25 protein-coding genes are annotated in these 26,428 nt (G+C 66.8%); 11 read left to right on the top strand and 14 right to left on the bottom strand.

What is annotated here, in order from left to right:
- Window positions 1-59: 59 nt before the first annotated feature.
- The gene (locus IBX22_RS26895; RefSeq protein WP_309234805.1) at window positions 60-1,358 is read right to left on the bottom strand and encodes an aromatic acid/H+ symport family MFS transporter; all 1,299 of its coding nucleotides are present in this window, start codon (window positions 1,356-1,358) and stop codon (window positions 60-62) included.
- A 443-nt stretch (window positions 1,359-1,801) separates the two neighbouring features.
- On the opposite strand from IBX22_RS26895, the gene IBX22_RS26890 reads away from it, so the two are divergent.
- Window positions 1,802-2,542: a TetR/AcrR family transcriptional regulator C-terminal domain-containing protein gene (locus tag IBX22_RS26890; RefSeq protein WP_194818478.1), complete on the top strand. Its 741-nt coding sequence runs from the start codon at window positions 1,802-1,804 to the stop codon at window positions 2,540-2,542.
- A gap of 9 nt (window positions 2,543-2,551) precedes the next feature.
- Here IBX22_RS26890 and IBX22_RS26885 read toward each other — a convergent pair whose 3' ends face one another.
- Window positions 2,552-3,244, bottom strand: a complete 693-nt coding sequence (locus IBX22_RS26885) for a TetR/AcrR family transcriptional regulator C-terminal domain-containing protein (protein WP_194818905.1) — start codon at window positions 3,242-3,244, stop codon at window positions 2,552-2,554.
- A gap of 246 nt (window positions 3,245-3,490) precedes the next feature.
- On the opposite strand from IBX22_RS26885, the gene IBX22_RS26880 reads away from it, so the two are divergent.
- From IBX22_RS26880 to IBX22_RS26865, 4 genes are all read left to right on the top strand, one after another.
- Window positions 3,491-4,027, top strand: coding sequence for a sigma factor (locus IBX22_RS26880; protein WP_194818477.1), 537 nt, complete (start codon window positions 3,491-3,493; stop codon window positions 4,025-4,027).
- Window positions 4,028-4,042: 15 nt separating this feature from the next.
- Window positions 4,043-4,306, top strand: coding sequence for a hypothetical protein (locus IBX22_RS26875; protein WP_228539464.1), 264 nt, complete (start codon window positions 4,043-4,045; stop codon window positions 4,304-4,306).
- A 200-nt stretch (window positions 4,307-4,506) separates the two neighbouring features.
- Window positions 4,507-5,121, top strand: coding sequence for a hypothetical protein (locus IBX22_RS26870; RefSeq protein ID WP_194818476.1), 615 nt, complete (start codon window positions 4,507-4,509; stop codon window positions 5,119-5,121).
- Window positions 5,114-6,040: a hypothetical protein gene (locus tag IBX22_RS26865; protein ID WP_309234804.1), complete on the top strand. Its 927-nt coding sequence runs from the start codon at window positions 5,114-5,116 to the stop codon at window positions 6,038-6,040. Before IBX22_RS26870 ends, IBX22_RS26865 begins: the two co-directional genes overlap by 8 nt.
- On the opposite strand, the gene IBX22_RS26860 is transcribed toward IBX22_RS26865, so the two are convergent.
- The 3 genes from IBX22_RS26860 to IBX22_RS26850 form a co-directional block, all read right to left on the bottom strand.
- On the bottom strand, window positions 6,024-7,631 hold the full coding sequence (locus IBX22_RS26860) for a carboxylesterase/lipase family protein (protein ID WP_194818475.1): 1,608 nt from the start codon (window positions 7,629-7,631) through the stop codon (window positions 6,024-6,026). The two genes, IBX22_RS26865 and IBX22_RS26860, sit on opposite strands and share 17 nt — an antisense overlap.
- A gap of 88 nt (window positions 7,632-7,719) precedes the next feature.
- Window positions 7,720-8,190, bottom strand: coding sequence for a MarR family transcriptional regulator (locus IBX22_RS26855; protein WP_309234803.1), 471 nt, complete (start codon window positions 8,188-8,190; stop codon window positions 7,720-7,722).
- 291 nt (window positions 8,191-8,481) lie between these two features.
- The gene (locus IBX22_RS26850; protein WP_228539462.1) at window positions 8,482-9,450 is read right to left on the bottom strand and encodes a YafY family protein; all 969 of its coding nucleotides are present in this window, start codon (window positions 9,448-9,450) and stop codon (window positions 8,482-8,484) included.
- A 61-nt stretch (window positions 9,451-9,511) separates the two neighbouring features.
- Between IBX22_RS26850 and IBX22_RS26845 the strand changes: the two genes are divergently transcribed.
- On the top strand, window positions 9,512-11,758 hold the full coding sequence (locus IBX22_RS26845) for an excinuclease ABC subunit UvrA (RefSeq protein ID WP_194818473.1): 2,247 nt from the start codon (window positions 9,512-9,514) through the stop codon (window positions 11,756-11,758).
- 116 nt (window positions 11,759-11,874) lie between these two features.
- Here IBX22_RS26845 and IBX22_RS26840 read toward each other — a convergent pair whose 3' ends face one another.
- Together IBX22_RS26840 and IBX22_RS26835 are read right to left on the bottom strand one after the other, a co-directional pair.
- A complete protein-coding gene (locus tag IBX22_RS26840) occupies window positions 11,875-13,209 on the bottom strand; it encodes a lipase family protein (protein ID WP_194818472.1) in 1,335 nt (444 codons plus the stop codon).
- Window position 13,210: 1 nt separating this feature from the next.
- The gene (locus tag IBX22_RS26835; RefSeq protein WP_194818471.1) at window positions 13,211-14,476 is read right to left on the bottom strand and encodes a hypothetical protein; all 1,266 of its coding nucleotides are present in this window, start codon (window positions 14,474-14,476) and stop codon (window positions 13,211-13,213) included.
- 442 nt (window positions 14,477-14,918) lie between these two features.
- On the opposite strand from IBX22_RS26835, the gene IBX22_RS26830 reads away from it, so the two are divergent.
- Entirely contained in the window at window positions 14,919-16,247 is a 1,329-nt protein-coding gene (locus IBX22_RS26830; RefSeq protein WP_194818470.1) for a glycosyltransferase 87 family protein, read from the top strand.
- Here IBX22_RS26830 and IBX22_RS26825 read toward each other — a convergent pair.
- Window positions 16,237-17,595, bottom strand: coding sequence for a hypothetical protein (locus IBX22_RS26825; protein ID WP_194818469.1), 1,359 nt, complete (start codon window positions 17,593-17,595; stop codon window positions 16,237-16,239). The genes IBX22_RS26830 and IBX22_RS26825 overlap by 11 nt on opposite strands.
- A 161-nt stretch (window positions 17,596-17,756) precedes the next feature.
- On the opposite strand from IBX22_RS26825, the gene IBX22_RS26820 reads away from it, so the two are divergent.
- Complete coding sequence (locus IBX22_RS26820) at window positions 17,757-18,482, top strand: PaaI family thioesterase (protein ID WP_194818468.1); 726 nt, start codon at window positions 17,757-17,759, stop codon at window positions 18,480-18,482.
- Between the two features lie 3 nt (window positions 18,483-18,485).
- Here IBX22_RS26820 and IBX22_RS26815 read toward each other — a convergent pair whose 3' ends face one another.
- Complete coding sequence (locus IBX22_RS26815; RefSeq protein WP_194818467.1) at window positions 18,486-19,277, bottom strand: MIP/aquaporin family protein; 792 nt, start codon at window positions 19,275-19,277, stop codon at window positions 18,486-18,488.
- A gap of 100 nt (window positions 19,278-19,377) precedes the next feature.
- Entirely contained in the window at window positions 19,378-19,941 is a 564-nt protein-coding gene (locus IBX22_RS26810; protein ID WP_194818466.1) for a hypothetical protein, read from the bottom strand.
- Window positions 19,942-20,361: 420 nt separating this feature from the next.
- Between IBX22_RS26810 and IBX22_RS26805 the strand changes: the two genes are divergently transcribed.
- On the top strand, window positions 20,362-21,138 hold the full coding sequence (locus IBX22_RS26805; protein ID WP_194818465.1) for a phytanoyl-CoA dioxygenase family protein: 777 nt from the start codon (window positions 20,362-20,364) through the stop codon (window positions 21,136-21,138).
- 6 nt (window positions 21,139-21,144) lie between these two features.
- On the opposite strand, the gene IBX22_RS26800 is transcribed toward IBX22_RS26805, so the two are convergent.
- Window positions 21,145-21,996 (bottom strand): helix-turn-helix transcriptional regulator, encoded by an 852-nt coding sequence (locus IBX22_RS26800; protein WP_375540279.1) that lies wholly within the window; start codon window positions 21,994-21,996, stop codon window positions 21,145-21,147.
- A 189-nt stretch (window positions 21,997-22,185) separates the two neighbouring features.
- Between IBX22_RS26800 and IBX22_RS26795 the strand changes: the two genes are divergently transcribed.
- Window positions 22,186-22,599, top strand: coding sequence for a hypothetical protein (locus IBX22_RS26795; RefSeq protein ID WP_228539460.1), 414 nt, complete (start codon window positions 22,186-22,188; stop codon window positions 22,597-22,599).
- Here IBX22_RS26795 and IBX22_RS26790 read toward each other — a convergent pair.
- Complete coding sequence (locus tag IBX22_RS26790; RefSeq protein WP_228539458.1) at window positions 22,583-22,792, bottom strand: hypothetical protein; 210 nt, start codon at window positions 22,790-22,792, stop codon at window positions 22,583-22,585. The two genes, IBX22_RS26795 and IBX22_RS26790, sit on opposite strands and share 17 nt — an antisense overlap.
- A 135-nt stretch (window positions 22,793-22,927) precedes the next feature.
- Between IBX22_RS26790 and IBX22_RS26785 the strand changes: the two genes are divergently transcribed.
- A complete protein-coding gene (locus IBX22_RS26785) occupies window positions 22,928-23,557 on the top strand; it encodes a LysE family translocator (RefSeq protein WP_194818462.1) in 630 nt (209 codons plus the stop codon).
- A gap of 9 nt (window positions 23,558-23,566) precedes the next feature.
- Here the strand turns inward: IBX22_RS26785 and IBX22_RS26780 are convergent, their stop codons facing one another.
- Together IBX22_RS26780 and IBX22_RS26775 are read right to left on the bottom strand one after the other, a co-directional pair.
- Window positions 23,567-24,958, bottom strand: coding sequence for a PQQ-binding-like beta-propeller repeat protein (locus IBX22_RS26780; protein ID WP_194818461.1), 1,392 nt, complete (start codon window positions 24,956-24,958; stop codon window positions 23,567-23,569).
- The gene (locus tag IBX22_RS26775; RefSeq protein WP_194818460.1) at window positions 24,955-26,304 is read right to left on the bottom strand and encodes a hypothetical protein; all 1,350 of its coding nucleotides are present in this window, start codon (window positions 26,302-26,304) and stop codon (window positions 24,955-24,957) included. Before IBX22_RS26775 ends, IBX22_RS26780 begins: the two co-directional genes overlap by 4 nt.
- Between the last annotated feature and the right edge of the window lie 124 nt (window positions 26,305-26,428).

Genomic DNA, 26,428 nt, shown 5'->3' with positions numbered 1-26,428 from the left:
GGAAGGTCCGGATAGCTCCGATCCGGCGCCATCGGCACGCGGATCGGAGCTGACCCGCGCTACTGCTCGTCGCGGACGAGTTCGGCATCGACGCGCACCGCGGGCTTCACGATGTCGGAAGTGCTTGCGGCGGCACCGGTTTGGCGTGGCACCGAGGCGGCGACAAGCGCGCCCAGGACGGCGACCGTCGCGAACACATAGAAATTGACCTGGTAACCGAGCATCCAGCTGGCGATCATGCCGCCCAGGATCGGCCCGCATATCGCGCCGATGCGCCCGACGCCGAGCGAGCTGGCCAGCGCGGTCGCGGTGAGATGCTGCGGATAGTGGGTAGCGCAGAACCCACCGACCAGGATCTGGGTTCCGACGCTACCGAAGCCCGCGACCGCCACCAGGAGGAAGAGCACTCCCGCGGGCAGGTTGAGGCTGATCAGGAAGATCGCGACGAATGCGATCGAGAACGAGGCGATGACCACCTTCTGCACCCCGACCCGGTCGGCGATGTGCGAGGCGCTGATGGCGCCCACGATCGCGCCGAGATTGAGGACGAGCAGGAAGGCCAAGGAGCTGCCGAGAGCGAATCCGGCGGTGCGCATGATCTGCGGCAGCCAGGTGTTGAGGCCGTAAACCAGCAGCAGGCCACAGAAATTCGCCGCAGCGAACAGCACCGTCGAACGTCGCCACCGGGGCGACAGCAGCTGACGGATACTCGACTGCGGCTGACCGGCCGCGTCAGCAGGCTGGTCGGTCGTCACGATATCGCTATAGACCAGTCCGTAGCGGCGCGCGGTATCAGCGGCGAGGTCTTCCTGCCCCGTCCTCGCCAGATACGAAACCGACTCGGGCAGGTACCGATACGCGATGGGCAATAGCGTGATCAGCGGCAGGGCGCCCACGGCGTAGAGGACTCGGAAATCGACCTCGGGTAGCAGTGCCATCGCCGATACCGCGGCGCCGACGCCGCCGACCGAGTAGCCACTGAACATCACGGCATTGGCGAGGTTGCGCCGGCTCTTGGGAGCGAACTCGATGGTGAGGGCGACGCAGGTCGGGACGACACCGCCGAGGCCGATTCCGGTCAGGAAGCGCAATGCGCCGAAGACGTACTCGTTGGGCGCCAGCGTGGTGAGCAACATGCAGGTCGAAAACCAGGCGATCGACCAGAGCATGATCCGGCGGCGGCCGAACCGGTCGGTGATCAACCCGACCGTCATAGATCCGATCAGCATGCCGACCAGGGCGAAACTGCCGATGAAACCCGCCTCGGCCGAGTCCAGGCCCCACGGTTCGTAAGCCATCAGCGTCGGGACGGTCGATCCGTAGACGACGAGGTCGTAGCCATCGAAAACGATGGTCACGAAACACAGGAGGAAGACCACTGCCCCACCGCGTCGGCGTTGCGGAGGACGTGTAGTTGATCTCGTCATAGTTGTTCCTAGCTAGCGATCTGCGTGGGCAGACGAGGTGAAGTCCCGGGCGGGATGCGGCGGGTATGAGCCAGACCACATGTCGCAGAACATACCGAAAACTCGACGCCCGTCAACAGAAAGCGTCATATTTGGTGGCAGATGAGTGCGGGCTTGGAGGTCCGGCGAGGTGTTTAGCCTGATCGAATATCCCGTTTGAGTCTCACATTCACATATCGTTGATGTGACCATCGACCTTCATGATGCATACATCTCCAAGGCAGTTTGCCTGTCAACACATGTAGACCTACAACGTTGACATAGCGGCCGCAGGGGCGTGTACTGGAGTTCTGGCACCAGCATTGCCGCGAGCACGAAACCTGCTAGGAGCCACCATGGTTGGATCCGTCCGGAACAATTCACTCACCCGCGCCGCGATACTGGCGGCCGCGCTCGAGATCATCGACCGCGACACCGTCGATCGGCTGTCGATGCGGCGGCTCGGCGAGGCGCTCGGGCGCGACCCGATGGTGCTGTACCGGCACGCCGCGAACAAGGCGGCGGTGCTGGACGGCGTTGCGGAAGTCGTGCTCGAACAGCTGACCGTGCACGCCACCGATCCCGACTGGCGCCACCAGTTACGGCTCGTTGCACGCGACTTCCGGCAAATGGCCGTTGCGCACCCGAATGTGGTGCCGCTGCTGGTGACTCACCCACTGGCCACCCCGCTCGGGCTTCGGCCACTGGGCACCCTGCGGCCGCTGGAGCACATCCTGACGTTGCTCACCCGAGCGGATTTCAGCGGCGCCGACGCGCTGCACATCTATCGGGCGCTGTTCGGATTCCTCTACGGGCACGTCCTCAATGAGTTGCAAGAGATCGTCGAACGCCCTGAGGAATCCACCGACCTGCTGCGATTAGGCCTGCACCGCTTGCCGATCGGCGAATTTCCGCTGCTGCGCGGGCTGGCGGCGGATCTGGCGGCCTATGACGGTGCCGGTGAGCTCGAACGCGGGCTCGACACCCTGCTCACCGGCCTGGCCTCGACCGTTCCGACGGCACCGCTCGGCGTCGACTCGAATGCCACTACCGCAGAGCAGGATTGGGAATCCGAGGGCGGCGCCCGAAGCGACTGAGGCGCGCGGCTACCGGCTGGGGTGCGGCAGGATCGCGGCCAAGCCGGCCAGCAGAATGTCCAGGCCCCGTTCGAGTTCGGCCGCGCCGTCATAGGCCGCCAGGTCCGAGGCGAGACCGCGCAGTAGCGGGAAATCGGCCAGCGGTAGGCGGTGCAAACCGAGCCGCAGCACGTCGTCGGTTTCTTCCGGCCGCTCCACGAGTTCCTGCAGCTCGTTCAATACGTGCCCGTAGAGGAATCCGAACAGCGCCCGGTAGATGTGCAGGGCGTCCGGCCCGCGGAACCCGGCCCGGGTGAGCAATGCGAGCACGTCCTCCAGTGGGCGCAGCACCGCCTGCGGACGCTGCCCCAGCGGTGTCGACAACGGGCGGGTCACCAGCAGCGGCACCACTTTGGGATGACGCAGCGCCAATCGGCGGAAATCGCGTGCGACCGTACGTAATTGGGTGACCCAATCCGCATCGGTAGGGTCCACGGTCAGTTGTGCGAACACCATTTCGGCGACCCCGTCGAGCACCGCGGCCTTGTTCGGCACGTGCCGATAGACCACCATCGGATCCCGCCCCACCGCCTCGGCCAGCCGCCGCATCGACAGGCCCTCGACGCCGCCTCGATCGACGATCTCCAGCGCGGCGGTCAGGACGCTATCTCGGGTAACCGCACCGGACTTGGCATTCACACGGGGTCTCGGAGTTTCAGCCATCACGCCCGTGAGTGTAGACCTACATCGTTGACACCGGCGCGAATAGCCATCTGTCGATGGTGTAGACCTACACTGTTGACACAAGGCCGTGGGCGGTGTGTACTGAGTGAATCCACCGCTCGCACGCTGACCGCTGGACACCCGCGCGGCGACCGATGCCGGGAGTCGCTCGGTTCAGACTCGTTCACCCCCGTGCGCGAGCATCCGATATCGCCGTCGATTTCAGCCGAATCCGAGGCAACCCCGATGAGCAATCAATCGACACCAACTCTTTCCCGTCCGGCGCCCGGCAAGCACCACGGCAGCGACACTCTCGACGGCATCGAGCCGTTGTTCGCCGAGCTGGCCCACTTGCGCCGCGACGACCCCCGCCGAATTGCCCTGCGGGAGGACCTGATCACGCGCTGCCTGCCGCTGGCCGAACACATCGCCGGTAAGTTCGCCGCCCGCCCCTTACCATTCGACGACCTGCTGACGGCCGCCAGAACCGGCATGGTGGCGGCCGTAGACCGGTACGACCCCGACTTCGATGCTCCGTTTCTGCGCTACGCGATACCCGCAATCACCGATGCGGTCCATCGGCTGTTCCACGAGGTGATTTGGATTCCACGGATTCCACTGCGGCTCAACGGCATTCAACAGTCAATCGAACCCGCGATACCCGTGCTGCAGCAACGGCTGGGCCGAATGCCCACCGCCACCCAGATCGCCCGCGAACTCGGCGCCGATCCAGCCGACGTCACTCTGGCGCTGGTCGCTCGCAACGCCTATCGAACCCATTAACAAGGAGATCCGACAATGAGAACGTATGAGAACGACAGCAGGCGGATGCGCGGGGCCGGCCGGTCCAGAATCGGCGGTCTGCTCGCGGTAGTAGTATTCGCCTGGCTGATCATCGGCGCCATCGCCGCCGCCCAACGCGACTACTTCGACAGCGCCCCCACCAACTGCGCGAGCACCGGCACCATCGCGGCCACCATCGCCGCCGGGCCCCTGAACTACCTCGGGATGAATCCGAAAGTCGGCGACTGCCACGTCAACGTGCCGCAACCCAGCCAGTAATCGGGCGGGACAACACCACGCTCACCGACGAGGGCGAACTCGAAGCAGTCACGCTCGTGATCCGAGCCCGTGTGGGCCTCCTGCGGGAGACGGCTGAGCCGTAACCACACCGGAACGCCGAAACCGGTGCGCACTGGAGGCAGACGCTGAAGAATTGCAGGGACGCCGTTTGTTTCGTTCGCGACTCGGATGGAGTTCCTATGCGCAAGGCGGCAAGAATCCTGGTCACGGCTGTGATGCTCGGGGCACTGGCTTCCTGCGACACGGCCTCCACCCCGCCCGGCTCCGGCGACCCCGCCGGACCTGTGATCGAAGATACCGCTGAGCCCCGCACCGGCAATGGCACCGGCACAGGCAACGGTGGTGGCGGCGGAGCGAAAGGCATCCCGATCGATCTGGGACCGCAGAATTTCGGCGAAGGGGTGCCCGTCGAGTCCGTCGAGGGCGCGATGCGCGCCCGGATCGCCACCGGGTGCCGCGCCGAGAAACTCGCTGACGACTGCGTCAAGGTCGGGAGGCAAATCGACAATTCCGCACCGACCCCCTCGTGCTTTGCGAGTCCGGACGCCCCGCGTACCGGAGCCTTCCTGGCCTATGTGGGCATGAGCAAGACGCTGCCCGCAGGCGGTGAGGGGCCGAAGGCCGAGCTCAACGCGGGGGAAACGCTTGTGATCTACGCCAAGCAGTGCGAACCCGACGAGATCATCGACACCGACACCGGCACCACGCCGCCGACCACCACGACGACCACCGAGGCCGAGACGACCACGCCACCGGAGCCGACCACGACCACCACCACGCAGCCCGGTGGCTGACACTCCCCCTCCGGCCGAGCGGCAGACCGGCGCCCGTACCTCGCTGACCGATCTCTCGCAGTGGGCGCAGCTGGTCGCGCAATTCGTCGCCCCCGCCACGGCGCTTGCGGGGTTGCTCTACTACTGGGGGTTCTTCCACGCCAAGGGCTTCTGCGCGTACTTCGGAGTGGACTCGACATCGCTGGGCCTGACCACCACCGACTACGTCATGCGCAGCGCGGACGGCTTGTTCATCCCGCTGGCGACATTCGCGGTGGTGGCGTTGGCGATCATGTGGGGGCCGGCGTTACTCCCGCGCCGGCTGCGCGAGCGCCCGCGCCCGCGCTGGCTGACCATCGCCGTCACCGTGCTGGGGACCTTGTTGCTGCTGAATGGTTTGTCCCAGTTACAGTTTCAGACTCCGTTCAATCGCGGGATCGGGGTCGCACCGTTCTGCCTGATCATCGGCCTGTTGATGCTGTGGGGTGTGGTTCGCGCGCGGCGCGCCGATCTGGCCACGGTGGCGGGCGCCCGCCCGCCGACGCCGGCCCCGTTCGAATGGATACTGATCTTCCTCCTGGTCGGCGGCAGCTTCTTCTGGGGCGCGACGGCCTACTCCCTGGAGGTCGGCAAGGGCCGGGCGGTCCGGATCGAGCAAAGCCTGTCCAGCATCCCGACGCTCACCCTCTACACCGAGAAGGCGATCGACCTCAACATCCCCGGCGTGCGCAAGGTGGCCTGTACCGACCCGGGGTCGGCCTATCGCTACCGCTACGACGGCCTGGTCCTGGTGATGAGCACCAACGACACCTATCTAATCCTGCCGCGCACCTGGTCATACCGACGGGGAACCGCGATCGTCCTGCCGCGCAACGGTGTTGGAGCGCTCCGGCCGGAGTTCAGTCGTTCCCCGGCCGCCACCGCTAGCCAATGTGGCTGATGCCCGACCACAGGTCGCAATGGTGGTCCCGGGCGAACGAGTCGGCGGTAGTGATGCGGTCGCCTCCGAGCTCGAGGGTGATCCCGGGAGCGGCCGGCCAGGGCGTGAAGTCCGTTGTCACAGGGTCGCCGGTATGCGCGAATTGCGCCCAGCTCTGCTGGATGCCCCGGGAGAGCCGATCCGCGGCCGGGGGCAGCGGGATGGGCACGCCCATCAGCCCGGAGAAGACGTAGGGGACTTCCGCGCCGTGAAAGGCTCCTGGTAGCAGGGGATTCCGACCCAGGGGCGCGTCGTTGAATCGGTATTGCCAGACCTGTGCGCCGCCGCGGCGTGCGGCCTCGGCGGTGAACTGTGCGGGGCAGGCGAAGAATCCGTCCGTGATCACCCGCTCCTTGGCCGCGGCCGGAGTGGCAAAGCCGGTCACAGGGTAGCGGGCCAGCACCTGAGTGCTGTTGTCACCGAATAGTTCTCGTGCCCAGCCGAGGTAGTCGGCCGCGGTGGGTATGGTTGCGCGCGCGTAATCGAGCAGAGCGATGAACGTTGCGCCTTCGTCGGCGTTGCTACCGATGATGAGCGGCATATCGCGTGCCGCTCCGGAAGCCAGCGCCTGTTCGGGGCTGGAGGTCACCACGACGCCGTCCTGGACCGGACTCCAGGTCACCGCCATCGAATTCAATTGTGTCGTAGGCGAACTGAGCAACCGGTCGATCGGCAGTGCGCGCAAGCACTGTAGCCGCGTAGGCACCTCGCCACAGCCGAGGCCGGCGGCGTAGTCGGCCGACTGCTGGTAGGCGCGCTCCTTGCTGGGTGGGGCGAGCGGGCTGCGGGCACAGGAGCCACTCTCGATGATCGCCCGGCTGAACAGTCCCCGCGTCAGCGGGGAGGCGATCTGGCTGCACACGCTCATGCCACCGGCGGACTCACCGAAGATCGTGACATTGCCGGGATCTCCGCCGAACGCGCGGGCGTTGTCCTGGATCCAGCGCAGCGCGGCTTGCTGATCGAGCAAGCCATAGGTGCCCGTGATTCCGCCGGCACTGTCGGCCAGCTCGGGCAGCGCCAGGAATCCGAAGGGCCCGACCCGGTAATTGGGAACGGCCACAATGACTTTGCCGTCACGAACGAGCCTGCTCGGGGAGTCGTATTGTGCGTTGGATCCGAGCACGAAGGCGCCCCCGTAAAACCAAACCATGACCGGCAATGCGACATCGGCGGAGTTCGGGGGAACGTAGATATCGATGCTCAGGCAATCCTCGCTCGACTCCTGCAATGCCAGGCCCGGCACCGGAGACGACTGCGGGCACTGCGGACCGTGGGTAACCGCGGACCGCACGCCCGTCCACGGAGCCGGGGGCAGCGGGGGTGCAAACCTGTTCTCCCCCATCGCCGGTGCCGCGAACGGCACGCCGAGGTATTCGACGATCCCATCCGAGTGCAGACCGCGGATCGAACCGCCCGTGACGGTCACCACCGGGGCGGCACCGGCGGGCTGGGCCGCCGCTCGCGGGGCCGCGACCGCCGCGACGAGACAGACCATGGCAATCAACCATCTGGTGACCCCGACCCGGGGTGTGGCGGTGCGGACCCGCATCGAGAGCTCCCACAGTGCATTTACTTTTGAGACAAAAGCACTGTAGGACATGGAGTCCCGCAAGGGAACCCATGAATGTGCTGGCGGCCTACTCGGTCAGCGCCGCCAGTAGTTGCCGCAGCGCGGGCATCGCAGCCTCGAGCGCTTGCCGGTCCGCAGGCGACAGTTTTGCCAGAAACTCGCGCAGCATCGCGGCGCTGGCACGGTCATACCTCGCCAGCAACTCCCGCGCCGTGGCTGAGGCGACCAGAACCGCCCCGCGCCCGTCCGTCGGCGAGGGAACGCGCTCGACCAACCCCGCGCCCGTCATCGTCCGAACGAGGTTGCTGATCGTCGACTGCGCCACCTTGAGTTCGCTGGCCGCCCGGCCAGGCGGCAGCTCGCCCACCGCTACCAGCAGTCGCAGAAGTTCGATCTGCGCTTCCGGCAGATCGGGCAACCCCTCCGCGTCCCTGGTGCGCCGCAACACCGCACGCCGAAGTGGACCGAGCAAACCACTGAGCTGAGCCTCGACCGAGGCAGCAGACGTCGATTCGGAACGAGAAGCGCGCGAGTCCACCCGCCCATCCTGCCCGCTGCGGCTGACCGGCGGCCGCAGGGGCAGGCCGCGGAAGTGGTCACGTGCGCCCTTGACTCGCCGCGATCGGCCGAGCGTTCTTCGCGGGCCGCCTGGAATGGGAACGGCCGGTCTTCCAACACACCCGTTGCCCGAGGCGAATTGCCGCCCCTCGACAGATCCCGCGATGATCATGGTGCGGCGGCGCGGTGTAGCCGGTCGGCGAGTTGGGCTGCGCGGCAGCTGGCAACGCCCGGAAGTCGACTGCGCCAGGGGAAGATCTGGTGCTACCACCTAGCCCGCAGCGGCTCGGTGCAGCCGGTCGGCGAGTTCGACTGCGCGGTCGCGGAATTCGGCAGGCTCCTCGATGACGAAATCCGCGCCGATCAGGCCGACTTGCAGAATCAGCCATTCGAAGGAGTCCACCCGGGTGATGAGCCGGCTGCGGTCCGGCCCCAGGGACTCGATCTCGCAGTCCCGGAACTTGAGGACGTCCGCGACCGTGGCGGCGGGGGCGGCCACGGTGACGACCGCGCGGTGGTGTGCGGCACTCAACCCCGCACGCAGATACTCCGTACCCGACCGGGCCGGTAGCGGACGCGGCGTGAAGTAGCTTGCGGCGGGCGCGATCTCGTCGACGCGGTCGAGGCGAAAGGTGCGCCAGTCGTCCCGGCCCAGATCCCAGGCGAGCAGATACCAGCGCAGATGTAGATGGATCACGCGGTAGGGCTCGACCCGGCGGCGGCTGGTCTCGCCGTCCCGGTCGGCGTAAGTGAAGGTGACGTATTCGTGGCGCGCAGCCGCGGAGCCGAGACCGGCAAGGGCTTCCGGCCGCACTGCCGGGGCGCTCTGCGGTGCGGCTTCCACGGTTTCACGCAGGGCGGTCACCGCCGGGCGCAAGCGGTGCGGCAGGAACTGGTCGATTTTGCCGAAGGCGCGGTCGGCGGCGGGCGCGAATCCACTGCCGTCCAAAGGTTCTCGCGGCGCCGTGGCACCAAGCAAGGCCAGGCTGACCAGAGTGGCGACCGCCTCGTCGTCGTCGAGAACAAGCGGCGGCAGGGTGCGGCCCGCGGCGAGCCGATAGAAGCCGCTGGGTCCGGGCTGTGTCGAGACCGGGTAGCCGTACTCGCGCAGACGCTCCACATCCCGGCGCACCGTGCGCGGACTGACCTCGAGGCGGGCCGCCAGCTCGGCTCCGCTGAATCGCCGCCCGGTCTGGAGCTGGGCCAGCAGTTCGAGCATCCGGCGGGTGACATCGGCCATGGCTCCATAATGCCCGTAATTGCGGCCAGAATCCGGCCACATCTCCGGTTAGCGTCGAGTCATGACCGCATTCGAGCAGCATCGCAGCATCCGTATCCGCGGCGCACGCACGAACAACTTGCGCCGGATCGACCTCGACGTCCCGCGCAACAGCCTCGTCGTCTTCGCCGGGGTGTCCGGATCGGGCAAGTCGTCGCTGGTTTTCGACACCATCGCGGCCGAGGCCGGTTATCAGGTGAACGAGAATTACCCGCCGTTCGTCCGCAATCGGCTGCCGCGCTGGACCCGGCCCGAGGTGGACCACATCGAGGGCCTGTCACCGGTGGTGGTCATCGACCAGCGGCGGCTCGGCAGCAACGCCCGCTCCACCGTCGGCACCATCACCGATGTCTACAGCTATCTGCGACTGCTGTTCTCCCGGGTCAGCACCCCGCATGTGGGGGAATCCAACCATTTCTCGTTCAACGATCCGGCCGGAATGTGCCCCGCCTGTTCAGGATTGGGGCAGACCATGACCACCGCCGTCGAGCGGGTGCTGGATCTGGACAAATCGCTGGAACAGGGTGCGGTGCTGCTGCCGGGCTTCGGCAATGGCCAGTACTGGTATCGGCAGTACGCCGATATCGGGTCCTTCGACGCGACCACACCGCTGCGCGACTGGACCGCGGGCGAACGAAAGGCGCTGCTGTACGGCGGTGACGCCGCAGCGAAGCTCGGCACTCGCCCGCCGCAGGACTACGAGGGCGTCATCGAGCGGTTCGAACGGATCTACCTGCACACCGCGGACAATCTCTCCGAACGCAAACAGGCTGTGCTGCGGCAGTTCACCCATAGCCAGCCGTGCCCGGACTGCCACGGCGAGCGATTGAACGCGGCCGCGCGGACGGCACGGGTGCTGGACCGCACCATCGTCGAGATGAGCGCTATGGAGATCGCCGAACTCGCAGATCTCATCGCGGACGTGGCGGAACCGAGTGTGGCGCCGGTGGTGGCGGCCTTGCGGGAGCGGCTCGCGGCGCTGACCGCCATCGGACTGGGCTATCTGTCGCTGGCCCGGCCCACCGGCAGCCTGTCCGGCGGCGAATCACAGCGCATCAAGACGGTGCGGCACCTCGGCAGCAGCCTCATCGAAATGCTGTACGTCTTCGACGAACCCACCATGGGTTTGCACCCGCACGACGTGCAGTCGCTCACCGATCTGCTGAAACAGTTGCGGGACAAGGGAAACACCGTGCTCGTCGTCGAACACGACCCCGATGTCATGCGCATCGCCGACCAGATCGTGGAGATCGGGCCCGGTGCGGGCACCACCGGCGGCGAGGTCGTGTTCCAGGGCCCGTTCAGCGAACTACTGACCGCAGATACCCCGACGGGACGCGGACTACGGGAGCGGCGGCCGTCGCGCGAACACCGCACTCCCACAGGAAAATTGCGGATCGACAACGCCACCCGCAACAATCTGCGCGGGCTCACCGTGGACATCCCCACCGGAGTGCTGACCGTGCTCACCGGCGTCGCCGGGTCCGGGAAGTCCAGCCTGGTCGCGGAACTGACGGGCCAGTATCCGGCCACCGTCGTCGACCAGCGTGCGGTCACCACCAACCGGCGCTCCACTCCCCTCACCTACACCGGCATCGCGCCCGCTATCCGCCGGCTGTTCGCCACCCGAAACGGCGTGAGCCCCACCCTGTTCAGCGCCAATTCGGCCGGTGCCTGCCCCACCTGCGATGGGCTCGGCGTCATCTATACCGACCTGGCTTTCATGGACGGCCACGAAACGGTGTGCGAGACCTGCGGCGGCCGGCGCTTCACCCCCGAGGTACTCGGATACACCGTGGACGGGCTGACCATCGCCGATATCGACGACCTCACCATCGCCGAAGCCGCCACGCGACTACAAGACCCAGCCATCACCCGACCGCTGCGCCATATCGCGGAAGTCGGCCTGGGCTACCTGCGCCTCGGCCAGTCGCTGACCACCCTGTCCGGCGGCGAATGCCAGCGCCTCAAAATCGCCAAGGAACTGACCCGCCGCGGCGACAGCACCCTCTACATCCTCGACGAACCAACCACCGGCCTGCACCTCTCCGATATCGACACCTTGCTCGAGGTGCTGGGCACCCTCGTCGACAAGGGCAACACCATGGTCGTCATCGAACACAACCTCGATGTCATGCGCCGAGCCGACCACATCATCGATCTCGGCCCCGGCCCCGGACGCCACGGCGGCCAGCTCATCTTCGAGGGCACCCCCGATGCACTAGCCGCCCACCCGGACTCGAAAACCGGTCGCGCCCTGCGGCATTGACGAGAACCTAGAAACCGAATGCTTGCCCCACCAGCTTCCAGACCGCGAGTGAACCGAAGGTCAGCAGGTATTCCAAGCCGTAGAGAATTGCCATGAGCGGGAGGCCCTTTCGAGTATCAGGTGAAGTAGCTGTCGATTTGGTCGATGGTCTGCATTCCGAAAAGGTCTGTGCCCCAGCCGTATAGGTCGGTGACGAACCGTTCCATACCGCAGTCGGTCGGCTGGTAGCTCACATCCGCGCCCTGCTCGCGATAGGTATCGGCCAGTTCGCGGGCGTCCCGGGCCGGAACCAGCGACATGGGCGAATCATCTTTGGCGCAGGAGGCGATGATGACCTTTCCCCGCGGCGTGCCCGACCGGCCGAGCAGGTTGTCGTCGAAGGCTTGTTGGAAGGCCGGCTCGTCGGCCGGGCTCAGACCCGAAGTGAACAGCGAACGCAAGGGCAAATAGGGCGTTCCGAAGTAGGCGGGTGTCTGACACTGGGTGCGGAAGACGTCGGCCAGCGCCCGGCCTGCCGGATTGAGTTTGGCGTTCACCTGCATCTCGGGGTACCAGGGCTCCAGGCCGAGCAGCGTCGCCAGCGCGAACCCGGAACCGATCGAACCGTCGGCCACACGCATGAACTCGCGCGGCTTCACCACCATGCCTTCCAGCACAGTCGATTTGATGTCCAGCTCCGGCGCGTACTCGGCGGCCATCTCGGTCGCGAACGCCGCACCCACACCGCCACCGGCGATTCCGAACAGCGCGACCTGTGCCTTCGGGTTCAGTCCGGCGTCGCCGAGGGCGAGAGCCGCACGGACACCGTCGAGTTGGGCCTGCCCACCGAACTTGCCCGCGAAGACCCCGTGCGGCTTCTTGTCCGCGTCGTTGCCGACATCGGAGATCATGACGGCGTAGCCCTTGTCGAACATCATCGCCAGCGGTCCCAGCGCCGACCAGGACGAGCCGTCCAGCGGCGCGCCACCGGTCCACTGGGTGCTCGGATGGCAATTCCAGCCGACGCTGTCGTTGGCCTCCTGGTAGCCGATCACATGGCGTTGCGAGTTCGGTTTCCCATCGACAGGCATCAGCAGGACGCCGGTGCTGATGAACGGTTTCCCGTCATTGCCGGTGGTGACATACATGAGCTTGTAGCCCTCGACATTGCCGGGACTGACACCACTGAAGATCACCTTGACCTTCTTGGATTTCAGGATGTCGCCGGGCTTTTCGGCACCGGTCAGCGGCGGTTCCTCGTAGAACGGGTCGTCGGCCATGAGCGCCTCGAACGACTCCTGCGCCGAGGGCTGGGTAGCGCTGTTCAGCGCGGCGAGGGTGAAGCCGTTGAAGATACGCTCCGGGCCCGGGGTCGACGGCGGTACCTCGTCGGCGGTGGCGATGCTCGCGGTGCCCGCGGTCAGCGCGAGCGCTGCGGCAACCACCCAGAGCCGCTGGGTAATTCGTCTCATCTCAGCTCTCCTGGTCGATCGGTGTCACCGTGAGCTGTCGCGCCGCGGCGATCAGCAGTTGCGGAATATTCAGCAGCGGCCGCTTGGATTCCAGCTGCACCGGATACGGCACCCGCATCGCGGATTCCAGTGCGGGCCAATTCGATTGGACCTGCGCCTGGTATTTGGGCAGCAGTTCGCTGGTGATGTAATCCCACCGCGAATCGAGCACCGACCAGTTCCAGTCCGGCAGCGGCAGGGTCAGCAGGCCGGGGCGGCCGTCGGCCAGGGTGACCGGCATCCGGATCGGATGGAATTCCCGCGGCGGCACGACCCCGGCCACCGACGGCGACCCGGCCGCGCCACTGAGATAGGTGATGGCCTCGCCCACACTGCCCTTGTAGCCGCGCACCTGGTCCCACTGGGCGCTCACGGCCCACTGTTGTTCCCGGCGCAGCAGCGCCCGATTGCCGGTGGCGATACGGTCCTCGTCCCCGGAGGCGACGTCGCGCCAGGCGCTCATGATGTCCGGGCCGAACAGCCCGGCGGCTTGGAACTCCTCGAGCGCCGGAAGTCCTTCCGAGACGTAGGCATCGTGCATCGGCATCAGATCCGAGAAGATGTTCTTCTGCATCACCAGGATCATCCCGTTGATGTAGTTCAGGTCTTCCGGCGTGATATTCGGTCCGGCCTCCGCGAGGGCGGCGAGACCGGGCGGCAGCATGGCCACCGCCTGCGGGCCCGCGGCATTGCGCACCGCGCCCAGCACCGTTCGCGCGGCCTCGGAAATACCCGGAAGGTCATATACGGTGCCCAGCAATTCGAAATCGACCAGCCCACCACCGAAATCGGCGCCGACCTGGCCACCCATTCCCGCCCAGCGCAATTCACGGTGGCCGAGCTGAAGGTTCTCGTAATACTGATAGGACTTGATCAGGTTGTCGCGATTGGCTGTCACACCTGCTCGGGGATTCCAGGAGCGCAGGTCGATACCCGCCTTGGTCGTCGCGTCGACCAGCCAGTACTGGGACAGCAGCGCCGCGTAGCGGACGGGCTCGACACCCTGCTGCCGGGCGCTGTCCAGCAGCTCGCGCAGCCTGTCGGCCTCGTAAGGCAGTTCGGGGTGCACCCCGCCGGGGCTGCTCGCGGCATCACGGTTGACCAGCGGCAAGTCCAGATAGCGGTCCAGGTCGGCGGTAGCGCCCGCCGGGGCGACCGCCACCAGCCCGAGTCCGATCGCGGCCGTCAAGGTCAGCGCCGCCGCCCGCAGCGATGGGCCGATTCGCATGTAGTCCAGCCTTTCTCTATCCCAATGGATGGTCACAGCTGTTGGAGTTAGACGTTAGCCGAGGTAACAAGCAGGTAAACACGCAGATCAGGCTCGTTCACCTGACCAATAGGCAATTCGCAACAACGGGCTTCCGGAGCCGCGGCCGATGAATCCCCTGGTGACCACGCAATTCGGCGGTCGAATTCCGGAGCGGTGCCCGAATCGGTTTTCATGAGATAACTCACCCCGAATCCCGCAATTCGGCAGGCCGCCCGGACGGGTGCGCGCGCTGCCGCTGCGCGCGACCGGATCCGAGTCGGTCTCGGCATCGAAAATGAAAGGCACGCAGTCTGATCCAGCGATTTCCGCCGCGTTCGCAGCGGCTGCTCCGTTAGTCTTGAATTAGCCCGGTTTTCCCGCTCACCGTGCGGAAAGACCGGGTCGACGCGAGCGAGGAACCGTGTGGTTCAGGACGACCGACGAGCCGGCCGCGACCAGAGCCATGGTCGTCGTCGGCGGCCTCGCGGCGGTGCTCGTCCTGGTGTGGCATTGCTACGCGGTACCGCTCGGCACTCCCTACTACGGACTGTTCAGCAACGACCTCGATCTGGAGGTCTACCGGGCCGGTGGGGAAGTCTGGCGGCGGCACGCCGCGCTTTACGACGGCCCGGTGATCTATGGAATGGAGTTCACCTATCCCCCGTTCGCCGCTCTGGTGTTCGTCGTGCTCACCGTGGCCGGGATGGCGGTGACGAAGGTCCTCTGGTGGGTGGCGACCATGGTCGCGCTCGTCCTGCTGGTCTGGCGCTGCCTGCGCAGCTTGCGCTATCGAAACTGCCTGCGCACCTGGGTGTTCGCCGTGGAGCTCGCGGTGGTGTGCACCGCGCTCGAGCCGGTGCGTAGCACGATCTGGCTCGGACAGATCAATGTGTTTCTGGTGCTGGCGGTGATCTGGGACCTGACCCGCGAGCCGTCGGCCCGGCTCCGCGGCGTCGGTGTCGGGCTCGCCGCCGGAATCAAGCTGACCCCGGCCTTCTTCCTGGTCTACCTCGCCTGGACCCGGCAGTGGCGAACCCTGTTCACCGCCGCCGCGGCCTTCGCGACCACCATCGCGATCGGCTTCGCGGCACGCCCCGACGACGCGAAGACCTTCTGGAGTCAGCGAGTCATCGCCCCGGCACGGGTCGGCCCGGTCGACTCACCGGCGAACCAGTCGATCAACGGTTTCCTCGCACAGATGTCACGCTTCCTCGATATCGAACAGTTCGCCGTGCGCAACGCCGACGCTGTGGTGTTCGTGCCGCCCACCTGGTTGTGGTTGGCCGTGGCGGTGCCGGTGGCCGTGCTCGGCCTGCTCGCGGCCGCTCTCGCCTACCGCACCGGACACCCGTTGCTGGCGGCCACCGTGGCCGGGATGACCTCGGCCGCTGTCTCGCCGTTCTCGTGGGCGCACCACTGGGTTTGGCTGGTCCCGTTGCTGATCCTCGCACTGCACCAAGCGCTTTCGGAACGCTCGCGATGGTGGACGGCGGCACCGCTGATCATCGGACTCGTCGGCTTCTGCTGGTGGTGGAACTACTCCGACCAGCCACCGCTGTTCGGCGCCGACCACCCGATCGGCATCGGACTATTCATGCTCCCCCGTGAGGACATCCCCGAATGGTGGTCCTACCTCGCGGTTCCGCTCTACGCGGGCTGCTATCCGCTGCTGCTGATAGTCACCGCGGTTTTCGTCATCCGGCGATACCGGCGCAGCGTACATCGGTGGCCGCAGCGGGTCAGAGGGTGATGCCGGCCTTGTTGGACGCTCTGCCGCTCTGCGCACCGAACGCTTGGAAGACGACGAGCCGGGGCGGATGGCTGACGAACGCGCCGAGGTTGATGCTGTAACTGCCGGAACTGGCGGTGACCGTTCCGGCGAAGTTGCCGTCCCGTTCGATGTGGACCGGCTCCGACCCGCTGAATCCGCCGCCGAAGACGCGGACCGGGACTACGGCGTCGCTACCCGGCCCGGTGACTTCCACGGCGCAGGTCGGATTGAGCGGTCCGGGTCCGGGGCCGGGCCCCGGGCCGGTGGCCCCCAATCCCAAGAGCTCCCAATCGGTTCGGCTCGGCCGCCAGTTCGCGCCGTCCCAGGCTTTGTGGAAGACGTTGTTGCCCGGGCCGGACACGACGATGTCCAGCCGGTTCGGCCCCCAGGAGGTGACGGCGGGGTCGCCGCCGAGGCTTCCGCCCAGGTTCTCCCACTCGGTCACGCCGGGCCGCCAGGCACTGCCGTCCCACGCCTTATGAAACATGTTGTTACTCGGCCCTTTGACGAAAATGTCGAGCCGGTTCGGCCCCCAGGACGCCACGGCAGGATCGCCACCCAGATTCCCGCCCAGGTTCTCCCACTCGGTCACGCCGGGCCGCCAGGCGCTACCGTCCCACGCCTTATGAAACATGTTGTTACCCGGCCCTTTAACGAAAATATCGAGCCGGTTCGGCCCCCACGAGACCACGGCAGGATCGCCACCCAGATTCCCGCCCAGGTTCTCCCATTCCGTCACCCCAGGCCGCCAGGCGCTACCGTCCCACGCCTTATGAAACATGTTGTTACCCGGCCCTTTAACGAAAATTTCCAGCCGGTTCGGCCCCCACGAGACGACCGCCGGATCACCACCCAGGCTCCCGCCCAGGTTCTCCCAGTCGGTCGGACCCGGCCGCCAGGCACTGCCGTCCCACGCCTTATGGAACATATTGTTGCCCGGCCCTTTGACGAAAATATCGAGCCGGTTCGCTCCCCACGAAGCCACGGCCGGGTCGCCGCCCAGATTTCCGCCCAGGTTCTCCCAGTCCCCCACCCCCGGCCGCCACGCCGCACCATCCCAGGCCTGGTGCAGCATGCGATTGGCTTGACTGGTGTCCCGATAGAAGATGTCGAGCCGATTGGACCCCCACGCCACCACCGCCGGATCGCCCACCGTCAAATCGGGGTTGAGGGTGGTGCCGCCGTGCCCCTGCCAGACCGTCCCCCCAGGATGCCAGCGCACCCCGTCCCAGGCCTTGTGGAACAACGAGCTACCGGCCCCGACGGCGAGGATATCCAGGCGGTTGGCACCCCACGCCACCACGGACATCTTGGAATTACCTGCCATGCGCCTGACCATTCTGGGATCGGAGCAGCGAACCGGACTCCACACCAATGCGTCCACCTCAGCATATGCCTGGCGAAGTCGTCCGACACTCGAAACCGGCGCTGTCGGAGGCCCTCGGTAGTGTCGAACCTCGAGCGGCAGCGTGTGTGAAGGGTTGGAACATGGTTGAGGTGGCGGTCAGGATTCCGGGGTATGCGCACGGGTATCCGGAGGTGGCGTTCGGCGGGTATGTGGCCGGTGTGCTCGCCGCGAATTCCGAAGATCCGACCGAGTTGCGGGTCGATTTCCGGGCCCCGGTCCCGATCGAGCAGCCACTGACGATCGCGTCCACCGAGTCCGGCGCACGGACGCTCACCGATGCCGACGGTTTGCTCCTGGCGGAGACCGCGAAGGCGACGGTCGGCATCGTCGCGCCGCCGGTACCGTCCTGGGCGGAAGCGAAGGCGGCCACCGAGGCGGCACTGGTGTCCCGCGAACGCCCGCGCACCGACTGCTACGGCTGCGGCGCGGACTGTGCACCCGGCCGCGGGATGCGGTTGTTCACCTCGAAACTGCCCGGTCACGACCTCATCGCCGGGGCCTGGACACCGGACCCGGCGCTGGGTGGCGCCGACGGCACCCTCGGCGCCGAACACGTGTGGTCACTGCTCGATTGCCCCGGCGGCTGGGCGGCCATGACCATGCACGGCATGCGGCCCGGCGCGGTCACCGCCGCGCTCACCGCCACCCAGTTGCAGCCGATTTCTGTTGGCGCGGACTACATTTCGTATTCCTGGGCGGCCAACCGGGACGGCCGCAAATACACCGTCGGGGTCGCGCTGGCCACCCCGGACGGCGACCTCTGCGCCCTCGCCGAAGCGCTCTGGATCGAGCCGCGCCAGCGCTGAGAATCAGAACAGGAACTGCGAGGCCAGGCCCGCGAGGATGCCGCCGAGGGTCGGCCCGAGGACCGGGACCCAGGCGTAGCTCCAATCGCTGGAGCCGGCCGGGTGGTCCGCTCCGGGATCGGCCGACGGGTGCGCGCCGACCGCGACCGGGGTGCGCGCGGTGCGGCCGACCGGCAGGACCGCGTGCGCCAACCGTGGCCCGAGGTCGCGGGCGGGGTTGATGGCGTAGCCGGTGGGACCGCCGAGCGAGGCGCCGATGCCGACGACCAGCAGCGCGACCGCGAGCGGGCCCAGACCCGAAGGCGTGTTCCCGAACGACAGCACCACGAGCACGAGCACGAACGTCGCGATGATCTCGGTGAGCAGATTCCAGCGGTAGTCGCGGATTTCGGGCCCGGTGGCGAAGACCGCGAGCTTCTTGGCCGCGTCCGGTTCGGCGTCGAAGTGCTTCTTGTAGGCGAGATAGGCCAGGCACGCACCGACGAACGCACCGCACACCTGGGCGGCGATGTAGGTCAGCGTGGCGCCGAAGGTCACCGGTATGCCGGGCGCGTAGTCGCTGGCACCGCTGGTCAGAATGCCGAGGGTGACAGCCGGATTCAGGTGGGCTCCGGTTTTGAAGGCCAGGTAGACGCCGGCCATCACGCCCAGGCCCCAGCCGAAGTTGATCAGCAGCCAGCCGCCGTCGAACCCTTTCGACTTCACCAGCAATACGTTGGCTACGACTCCGGCGCCGAGCAGAACCAGCACTGCTGTACCGACCGCTTCGCTGACGAACACCGATCCGAGACCCATTGCTCCTCCGTTCCGCGCCCCCACCTACCGACACAGCGAAACGACAGTAACCCCAAATGGCTCCCAGCTAACATTCAGCACCCGCGTGGCGGCAGGGAATTCAGGAGTTTTCGGTGAAGCGGTACCAATCGCCGTCGAACGCTTCGTACCCGATGCCCGGCCCCTGCGGGCGGCCCAGCACCGGGGGCGGGCTGTCCGGGAAGTAGGCGAAGCCCGACCAATCCAGGTCGGCCCCTTCGGTGTAGAACAGGCACCCGCCGTCGCGGCGCTCGACGAAACGGACCAGGTAGACACCCAGCCGGGTGCGCTCCCCCGGATGCGCGCACTCGACCGCCTGGTCCTCCAGGATCCCGCGAGTGACCTCCCACCCCGCCCGCTCCGGAATCTCATACCAGACCAGCGCGGCCAGGATGCCGATGAACAGAGGTGCGGCCAGGCACAATTGGATCGCGTGGTAGCGCACCAGCCCGATCAACCCGAGCGCCGCCGATACCAGCCCGAACCCCACCAGCGCGGCCCACAGCAGCGCTTTGGCGACGAAGGTGCCCTGCGCGGCGAGCACCCAGCACAGCGCCAGGCACAGCGCCGCGACGACCAGGGTGAGCAAGCCCATGGCGAAGACGAACCAGCGCGGCGTGCGAATCCGCTCGCCACCAATGCTCATGCCCACAAGATACGACGGTGACCGGGCCTACGTATGAGAAAACCCCCGGGCCGATGCCTCGGATGAGGTACAGACCAGGGGGTTTCGCCGAGATTTGATCAGCGTGACGTCACAGCGGAGGGAATCCCGCGGAGCCGGTGGCCATCCAATTCCAGAATGCCGCAACGCGGTTGGTGATCAAAGCGACAATGTCGAGCGCGGTGCTTCCCATGTTTTCCTAACCTCGAGCGATCTCTCTCTAGCAGCGACCAGGGTAACGGATCGAATTAGCCGCTGCTCAACCACACAAAACCACAATCCCCGGCCGGGTGCCACCAGCCGGGGATCCGTGTGCCGCCGACCCGCGGACGGCGTCGCACGACCCGGACGTCGACATCGCCTAGGAACCAGGCTGTCCTAATTGACGGTTAGCGTGGACTTATGACCGAACTGATGAATATCACTACGCCGCAGACGCTTTCGGCCGCGGCGATCCAGCAGTACCGGCGGGACGGTTACCTGCACATTCCGCGTGCGCTGAGTCAGGACGAGATCAGGGAGTTCCTCGCGGATGCGCAGGACCAGCTCGATCGGCACGAGAAGATCTCCTGGGACGAGGAGGGCAACGGCAATGTGATGGATTGGGTGGCCGAACCCGAAGCCAAGAGCGCCGCGATGCGCCGGCTGGCGCTGCATCCCGGGATCACCGGGATCGCGGAGAAGTTGGCCGGTCAGCCGCTGCGCATGTTCAAGAGCGAACTGCTCCGCAAGCGCAGCCCCGGCGGGACGAGAACGCCGCTGCACATCGACGCCCCCGCCTTCCCGGTCAGCGGGGCGGCATTGACCGCCTGGGTCGCGCTGGTGGATGTGCCGGTCGAGCGTGGCTGCATGTCCTTCGTGCCGGGTTCGCAGGACTGGCCGCAGGGCATGGACCTGTCGTTCGATCCCTTCGAGTCGCGTCCCGAACTGCAGTGGTGGCCGCGGGTCACCGTCCCGCTGCGGGCAGGCGACTGCACCTTCCACGACGCCAGGCTCGTCCACATGGCGGGCGCCAACGAAACCGACACCGCCCGCATCAGTTTGGCGACTGTCTACATGGACGCCGCGGCCACCTACCACCCGGACGCCGACCAGCCGTATCAGGACGAGGTCAACGGGATCGAACCGGGACAACCGTTCGATACCGACCGATACCCGCGGGTCGGATCGTCCATCTAACGGTCCTCAGCTGGTCGGGCTGAACCGTTGGAGGCCGGTGACGCGGAGGAGTTCGAGGGCCGAGGCGGACGGCGTGCCGGGTGCGGCGGAATAGACGACGACGGTTTGATCGGCCTCGGGCACCAGCAGCGCGTCGCAATCGAGGGTGAGGGTGCCCAGGTCGGGATGAGCGATGGTTTTGGTGAGGCTGCGCAGCTGTCCTGAGCGCCCGGCCCGCCACAGTTCGTCGAATCGTGTGCTGCCGCTCCGGAGTTCGGCGATCAGCTGGGCCAGGCCGGGGTCCTTCGGGTATTTGGCCCGCACCGTGCGCAGACAGCCGACGCAGTCGACGGCATTGGCGGCTTCCTCCGCCGGTGTCATGCGGAGCCGGTCGAGTCCGATGCCGAGGAAGCGCTGCCACATGATGTTGCGCTGGGCGGGCACCCATTCGGAGAAGTCGCCGAACAGTGCCGCCGCCAGCGGATTCCACGCCAGCACATCGGATTTGGCGGACAGAACCAGGGCGGGCAGGTCCGCCATACGATCCAGCAGGCGCAGGACGCTGGGGCGGATCGCCATCGGGATGCGGCCGGCCTGGGGCGGATCGGAACCGGCGAGCCGGAAGATCAGATCACGGTCGGAGTCGCTCAATCGCAGTGCCCGTGACAAGGCGCCCAGCACCTGATCGGAGGGCTTGGGGCCACGCGCCTGCTCGAGCCGGACCACATAGTCGACACTCAGTCCGGCCAACTGAGCGACTTCCTCCCGCCGCAACCCGGGAACCTGCCTGCGCGGTCCACCCGCCAGCCCGGCATCCGCGGGTTTGATGCGGGATCGCGCGGTGCGCAGCACCATGGCCAACTCGGCTCTGTCCACCATCCCATCGTGCCGCAGGGCCGACCGTCCGGGGTGGTACCGGCTGTCCCTGGAGCCGAATCATGACCGGCGCGAGGCTGGTCCCATGACGACAACGACCACCCCGTGGTGAGGGCTGCGGCGATCGCCCTCACCCTGTCGGGCGTGTGCCTGGCACTGTTCATGCTCGTCGCAAAAGCGGAGGATCATCCAGTGGAACCACAGAATTCGACCGTGTTGTCGATCGGACTGCACCCCAGCGCCGTCGACTACAGCCGCTACCCGGGTCTCGACGAGGCGGCGCTCACCGCCCGGATCGAGGCGGGCGAAACCGCGCTGCGGGCCGCAGGATTCGACATCGTGTCCTGCCAGGTGCCCGCGGCCCCCGAGGCCGCCGAGGCGAAGCTGCGCGAATGCGCTGCGGGCAGGACGTTCCGGGTCGCGATGATCGGGGCGGGGGTTCGCATGGCGGCCGAACACACGCTGCTGTTCGAGCGTCTCGTCAACGTGGTTACCGAGGTCGCTCCCGGAATCCGTTTGTGCTTCAACACCTCTCCGGAATCCACCATCGATGCCCTCCGCCGCTGGGTCCAGCCCGCCGCTGCAGGAGTCACCACTGAGCGGTGAACTCGACCGGCGGCAGCCCTTCCGCACAGCGCAGCTGGTCCGCTATCGAGGCGAGCTCGGCGAGCGCCGCGTCCGACAACCCCGGCGCTATCCGGCTGACCAGGTGCACGACGCGGTTGCGCTGGATCAACGCTGTCGCTGCCGGCACCGGAATGTCGAGCACCGCAAGGTCTGAGCCGGTTTCGTTCCGCAAGGCGGATTCTCGCGTTTGAGGCACGTTCGGTTTGTCCTCCAGCTAGAAGTATTGGGGCACGAACGCACGCAATACCCGTCGCCAGCACCATCAAACAGCTTCCGCGCCGCGAATTCGGCTGCAAAGATTACCGAAATGCCCGTTGATCCTCACCTGCTCGCCGCATTCACGGTGACCACCATCATCGCCCTGGTCACGCCCGGACCCGACATGCTGTTCGTGCTCGGATGCGGCATGCGGGGCGGGGCCCGCGCCGGGCTGTCGGCCACCCTCGGGGTGGTCACGGGGGACGCGCTGTACATCGCCGCGGCCGCCGCCGGACTCGCCGTCCTGTTGACCACGTTCCCAGTCGTTTTCACGATATTGCGCTTCGCCGGGGCCGCCTACCTGATCTACCTCGGCATCCAGCTGATCCGCCGGCGCAGCAATCCTCAGGTCGATGATCCGGAAGCCGGCGGGATGTCGGGTCGGCGCGCGTTCTTCAACGGTGTGGTGTCCTCTGCGGCCAACCCGCAGACGTTCACGTTCATGGTCGCACTCCTACCCCAGTTCATCGACCCCGCAGCCGGTCCGGTGTGGGCGCAGTTCGCCGTCCTCGGCGGCGTCCTGATCGTCCTGGAGTTCCTCGCCGACGGCACGGTCGGCGTCCTGGCCGGACGCATCGGCAGCTGGCTGCGCGAACGACAATCGGTGCGGCGTCGGATCGATGCCGCGACCGGAAGCCTGTTCATCGGACTGGGCGTCCGGCTGGCGGCCGAACGCTGACAAAGGGGGTCAGTCCAGCGGGCGGAGGCCGATCATCGTGCGGGCGCTGGCGTAGGTGTAGCGGCCGTTCCCCTGGAACGCGAGTTCGCCGTCGCCAGTGATGGCGTCGGGCTTGTCGTTCACGGCGAGGAACGGGATATCCCATATCGTCGCGCCGGTTCGCGGGTCGATCGCCCAGAGTCCGGTGTAGTCGGAAAAGACGGCGGCGTGCTCGTCACCTCCGTGAACCGTTTCGAAACGGGTGGCCTCGATGCGCCATAGGCGCTCGCCGGTGCGCATATCCAGGCCGGTTGCGGTGTGCGCGGCGGTATCTCGCAGCAGGGCGACATCGCCGATAATCGCCGTGGCGGTGCCGATCACGGAGGCGACATTGTGTTCGTCCGCCTCTTGGGTCGCGAGCAGCTCGGGATTGGTCCACATCAGGGTTCCGGTGCGACGGTCGTAGGCGCTGTCGCCGAGCAGTACCGGGATGGTTTCGTCGGCCGGCAAGTCGATCAAAATATTGTGGGCAGCTGCACTATTGGTGGTCGCGATGATGCGGCCGGTGTTGTCGATGAGGTCTGTGCCGGTGAGGCCGTTACCGTCGCATTCGCTTCGGGTGCGTTCGATCAATCCGCCGTTGGTTGGGGTGGCATCGGAGCAGCCGACCACGTCCGCGCTCCAGGTCGCCCTGCCACTGGCGAGGTCGAATCCGGCGAGATCGCCACCGAGACTGAACACGCCCTGCCCATGGGAGACGTCCAATGCGTCGCCGGGGAGGTCTTCCCACGAGGCGCCCATGTCGAACGCGCGGGACCAGTGCGCGTCCGGGTCGTCGACGGTTCCGGCATGCACACGCACATCATCGGACTCGACGTCGCCTTCGGCGATGTACACGCGATCGGCGTCGGTGGCGATAGCGAAGATGTACCAATCTGTCTGCGTGCGAGTGATATTCCCGGTGTCGATGTCGTAGCCGACCAGCGCCGAGTCGGCGTCGAAGCAGACGAGCCGGCCGGCCACGGGAGCGGCTCCGCAACCACTCAGGTCCGGGGCGGCGGCCTGCCAACGCTGTGCGCCGGTTTCGGCGTCGATGCCGACCAGGACCGGATCCCGCAGGGGCATATTGTCATCCGACACACCGAGCACCGTCACGAGCGTGGCACCGGCGTCGACGAATCCGGGCCCCCCGCCGAAGTCGTACTCGGTGCCGGCAACCGGGTCGCGGAACTCCGCACCCGCCCGCCCGGACATCGCCGCGGCGTCGACCGACCAGGCCAGACCCGGCGCCGAGTCCGCGGTCCCGGTGATCTTGCGGGTGGTGTCCGGGGGTTGCAGCAGGACCAGCACCGCACCGGCACTGGTGATGACGGCGGCCGCGGCGGCCAGCACCAGGTTTCGAAGGCCAGGGATCGATCTCATGCAGACACCTCGAGGCCGGGGTTCAGCGCGATCGCCTCGAGGACCGCGAACGACAAGGGCTCGGCGCCAGACGACGCCACGTCGACCTGAGTACCCGACCGGTACGTGACAGTGACGGAGCGATCGATCTCAACGGTGGTTTGGCCTGCCTGACTCACTCTCACGTCCCGCCGCTCGCTGTTCTCGACAACCGAGCCATCCGGTTGCTGCCGTGTGGTCACACGCTCCGAACCGCTATTCGACGAGGTCTCGGTTATCGAAGGGAGGACCACTCCGGCGGTAATCGCTATTCTCAAGTCCGATTCTCGCCCTGGTGTGGTGACGCGAACCGCCTGGCAGAGTCCGCCCGTGCGGTCCGGTCGTAGCTCCAATGGGCGATCAAGGGTGAGGTCCGGGAGCGGGATCCGCGCCAGCACAGCGTTCACTCGGCGGGCTCGAGCCTCATCGATGGGGGCGGTGGATTGCGTAAAGACATAGACGTTGCACTGCTGGGGTGGATCCGGTGTCCCCGGCGGGACCGGCGCCGTTACTCGCAGGCCGGGCGCGGTGACGAGGGCGAGCAGATCCTCCGATGTCAGTGGGACAGCGCCGGTGTGGCCTTCGCCGTCGACGGTGACATCGGTGGCGTTGGCACGGGCCTCGGTGCCGTCCGGCAGGTAGGCGGTGGCGGTGCGCGAGAGGGTGCGCACCCCGTTGGTCTCGGACCAGGTGTCCTGGAGATCGACGATGGCGCCGTCGGCCAGATGCCGCCGTTCGTCGAGAGCGCCGGCGACACACGCCGGGATGGGCTTGGTGGACTGCCGGACAGTCACGCTCAGCGCGCCCGCGCCGGCACCGCGCAACACGGCAGCCCGAGCGCTGGTCCACCCGCCGATTCCGTACGGCTCCTTGCCGTCTCCGGAAATCGGCTCGAACACCAGCGACTCACGGACGGGCGCGAAGGCGATTTCGATGTCATCGGGCAACGCGTCCCGCAGCGCGTTGGTCATCGCGCCCGCCTTGGGACCCGAGAACCACGGATAGGCCGGATTGTCGTACCCGGACTCCATATACATCATCGAGTACCCCCGCCCGTCCACGGGCGGTTCGACGACATCACAACCCGGAATCTGCACCGGAAACACCACCGGCTCAGTGACATACAAGGTTTCGATCGATTCCGGCGTCTCCTCGGCAGTCGGGATAACGGGCGTGGTCGTCAACTCCCGCTGCGGCTCGTGAAACAGCCCGTTGACGATGACTCCGGACATTACGACCGCCATACAGGCCAGACCCACCGTCCAGCCGGTGACCGCGCGCGATGGCGTGGTCGCGTCCTCGTCGACGCCGTTTTCCCTGTCCTGCACTCTCTGTCCATCCAAACTCGTTGCCGCGAACCCATCGGACCGATGTCCGAGTGCATTGACCATCCAGAGGTTACCCGGGGTCACCGACATCCTCGGCGAGCGAACCCGCCGCCTGCATCCGTCC

It is taken from the genome of Nocardia sp. XZ_19_385 (assembly GCF_015355755.1).
Lineage (GTDB): Bacteria > Actinomycetota > Actinomycetes > Mycobacteriales > Mycobacteriaceae > Nocardia.
The sequence above is the reverse complement of the archived record's forward strand: the minus strand, read 5'-3'. Positions and strand labels throughout refer to the sequence as shown.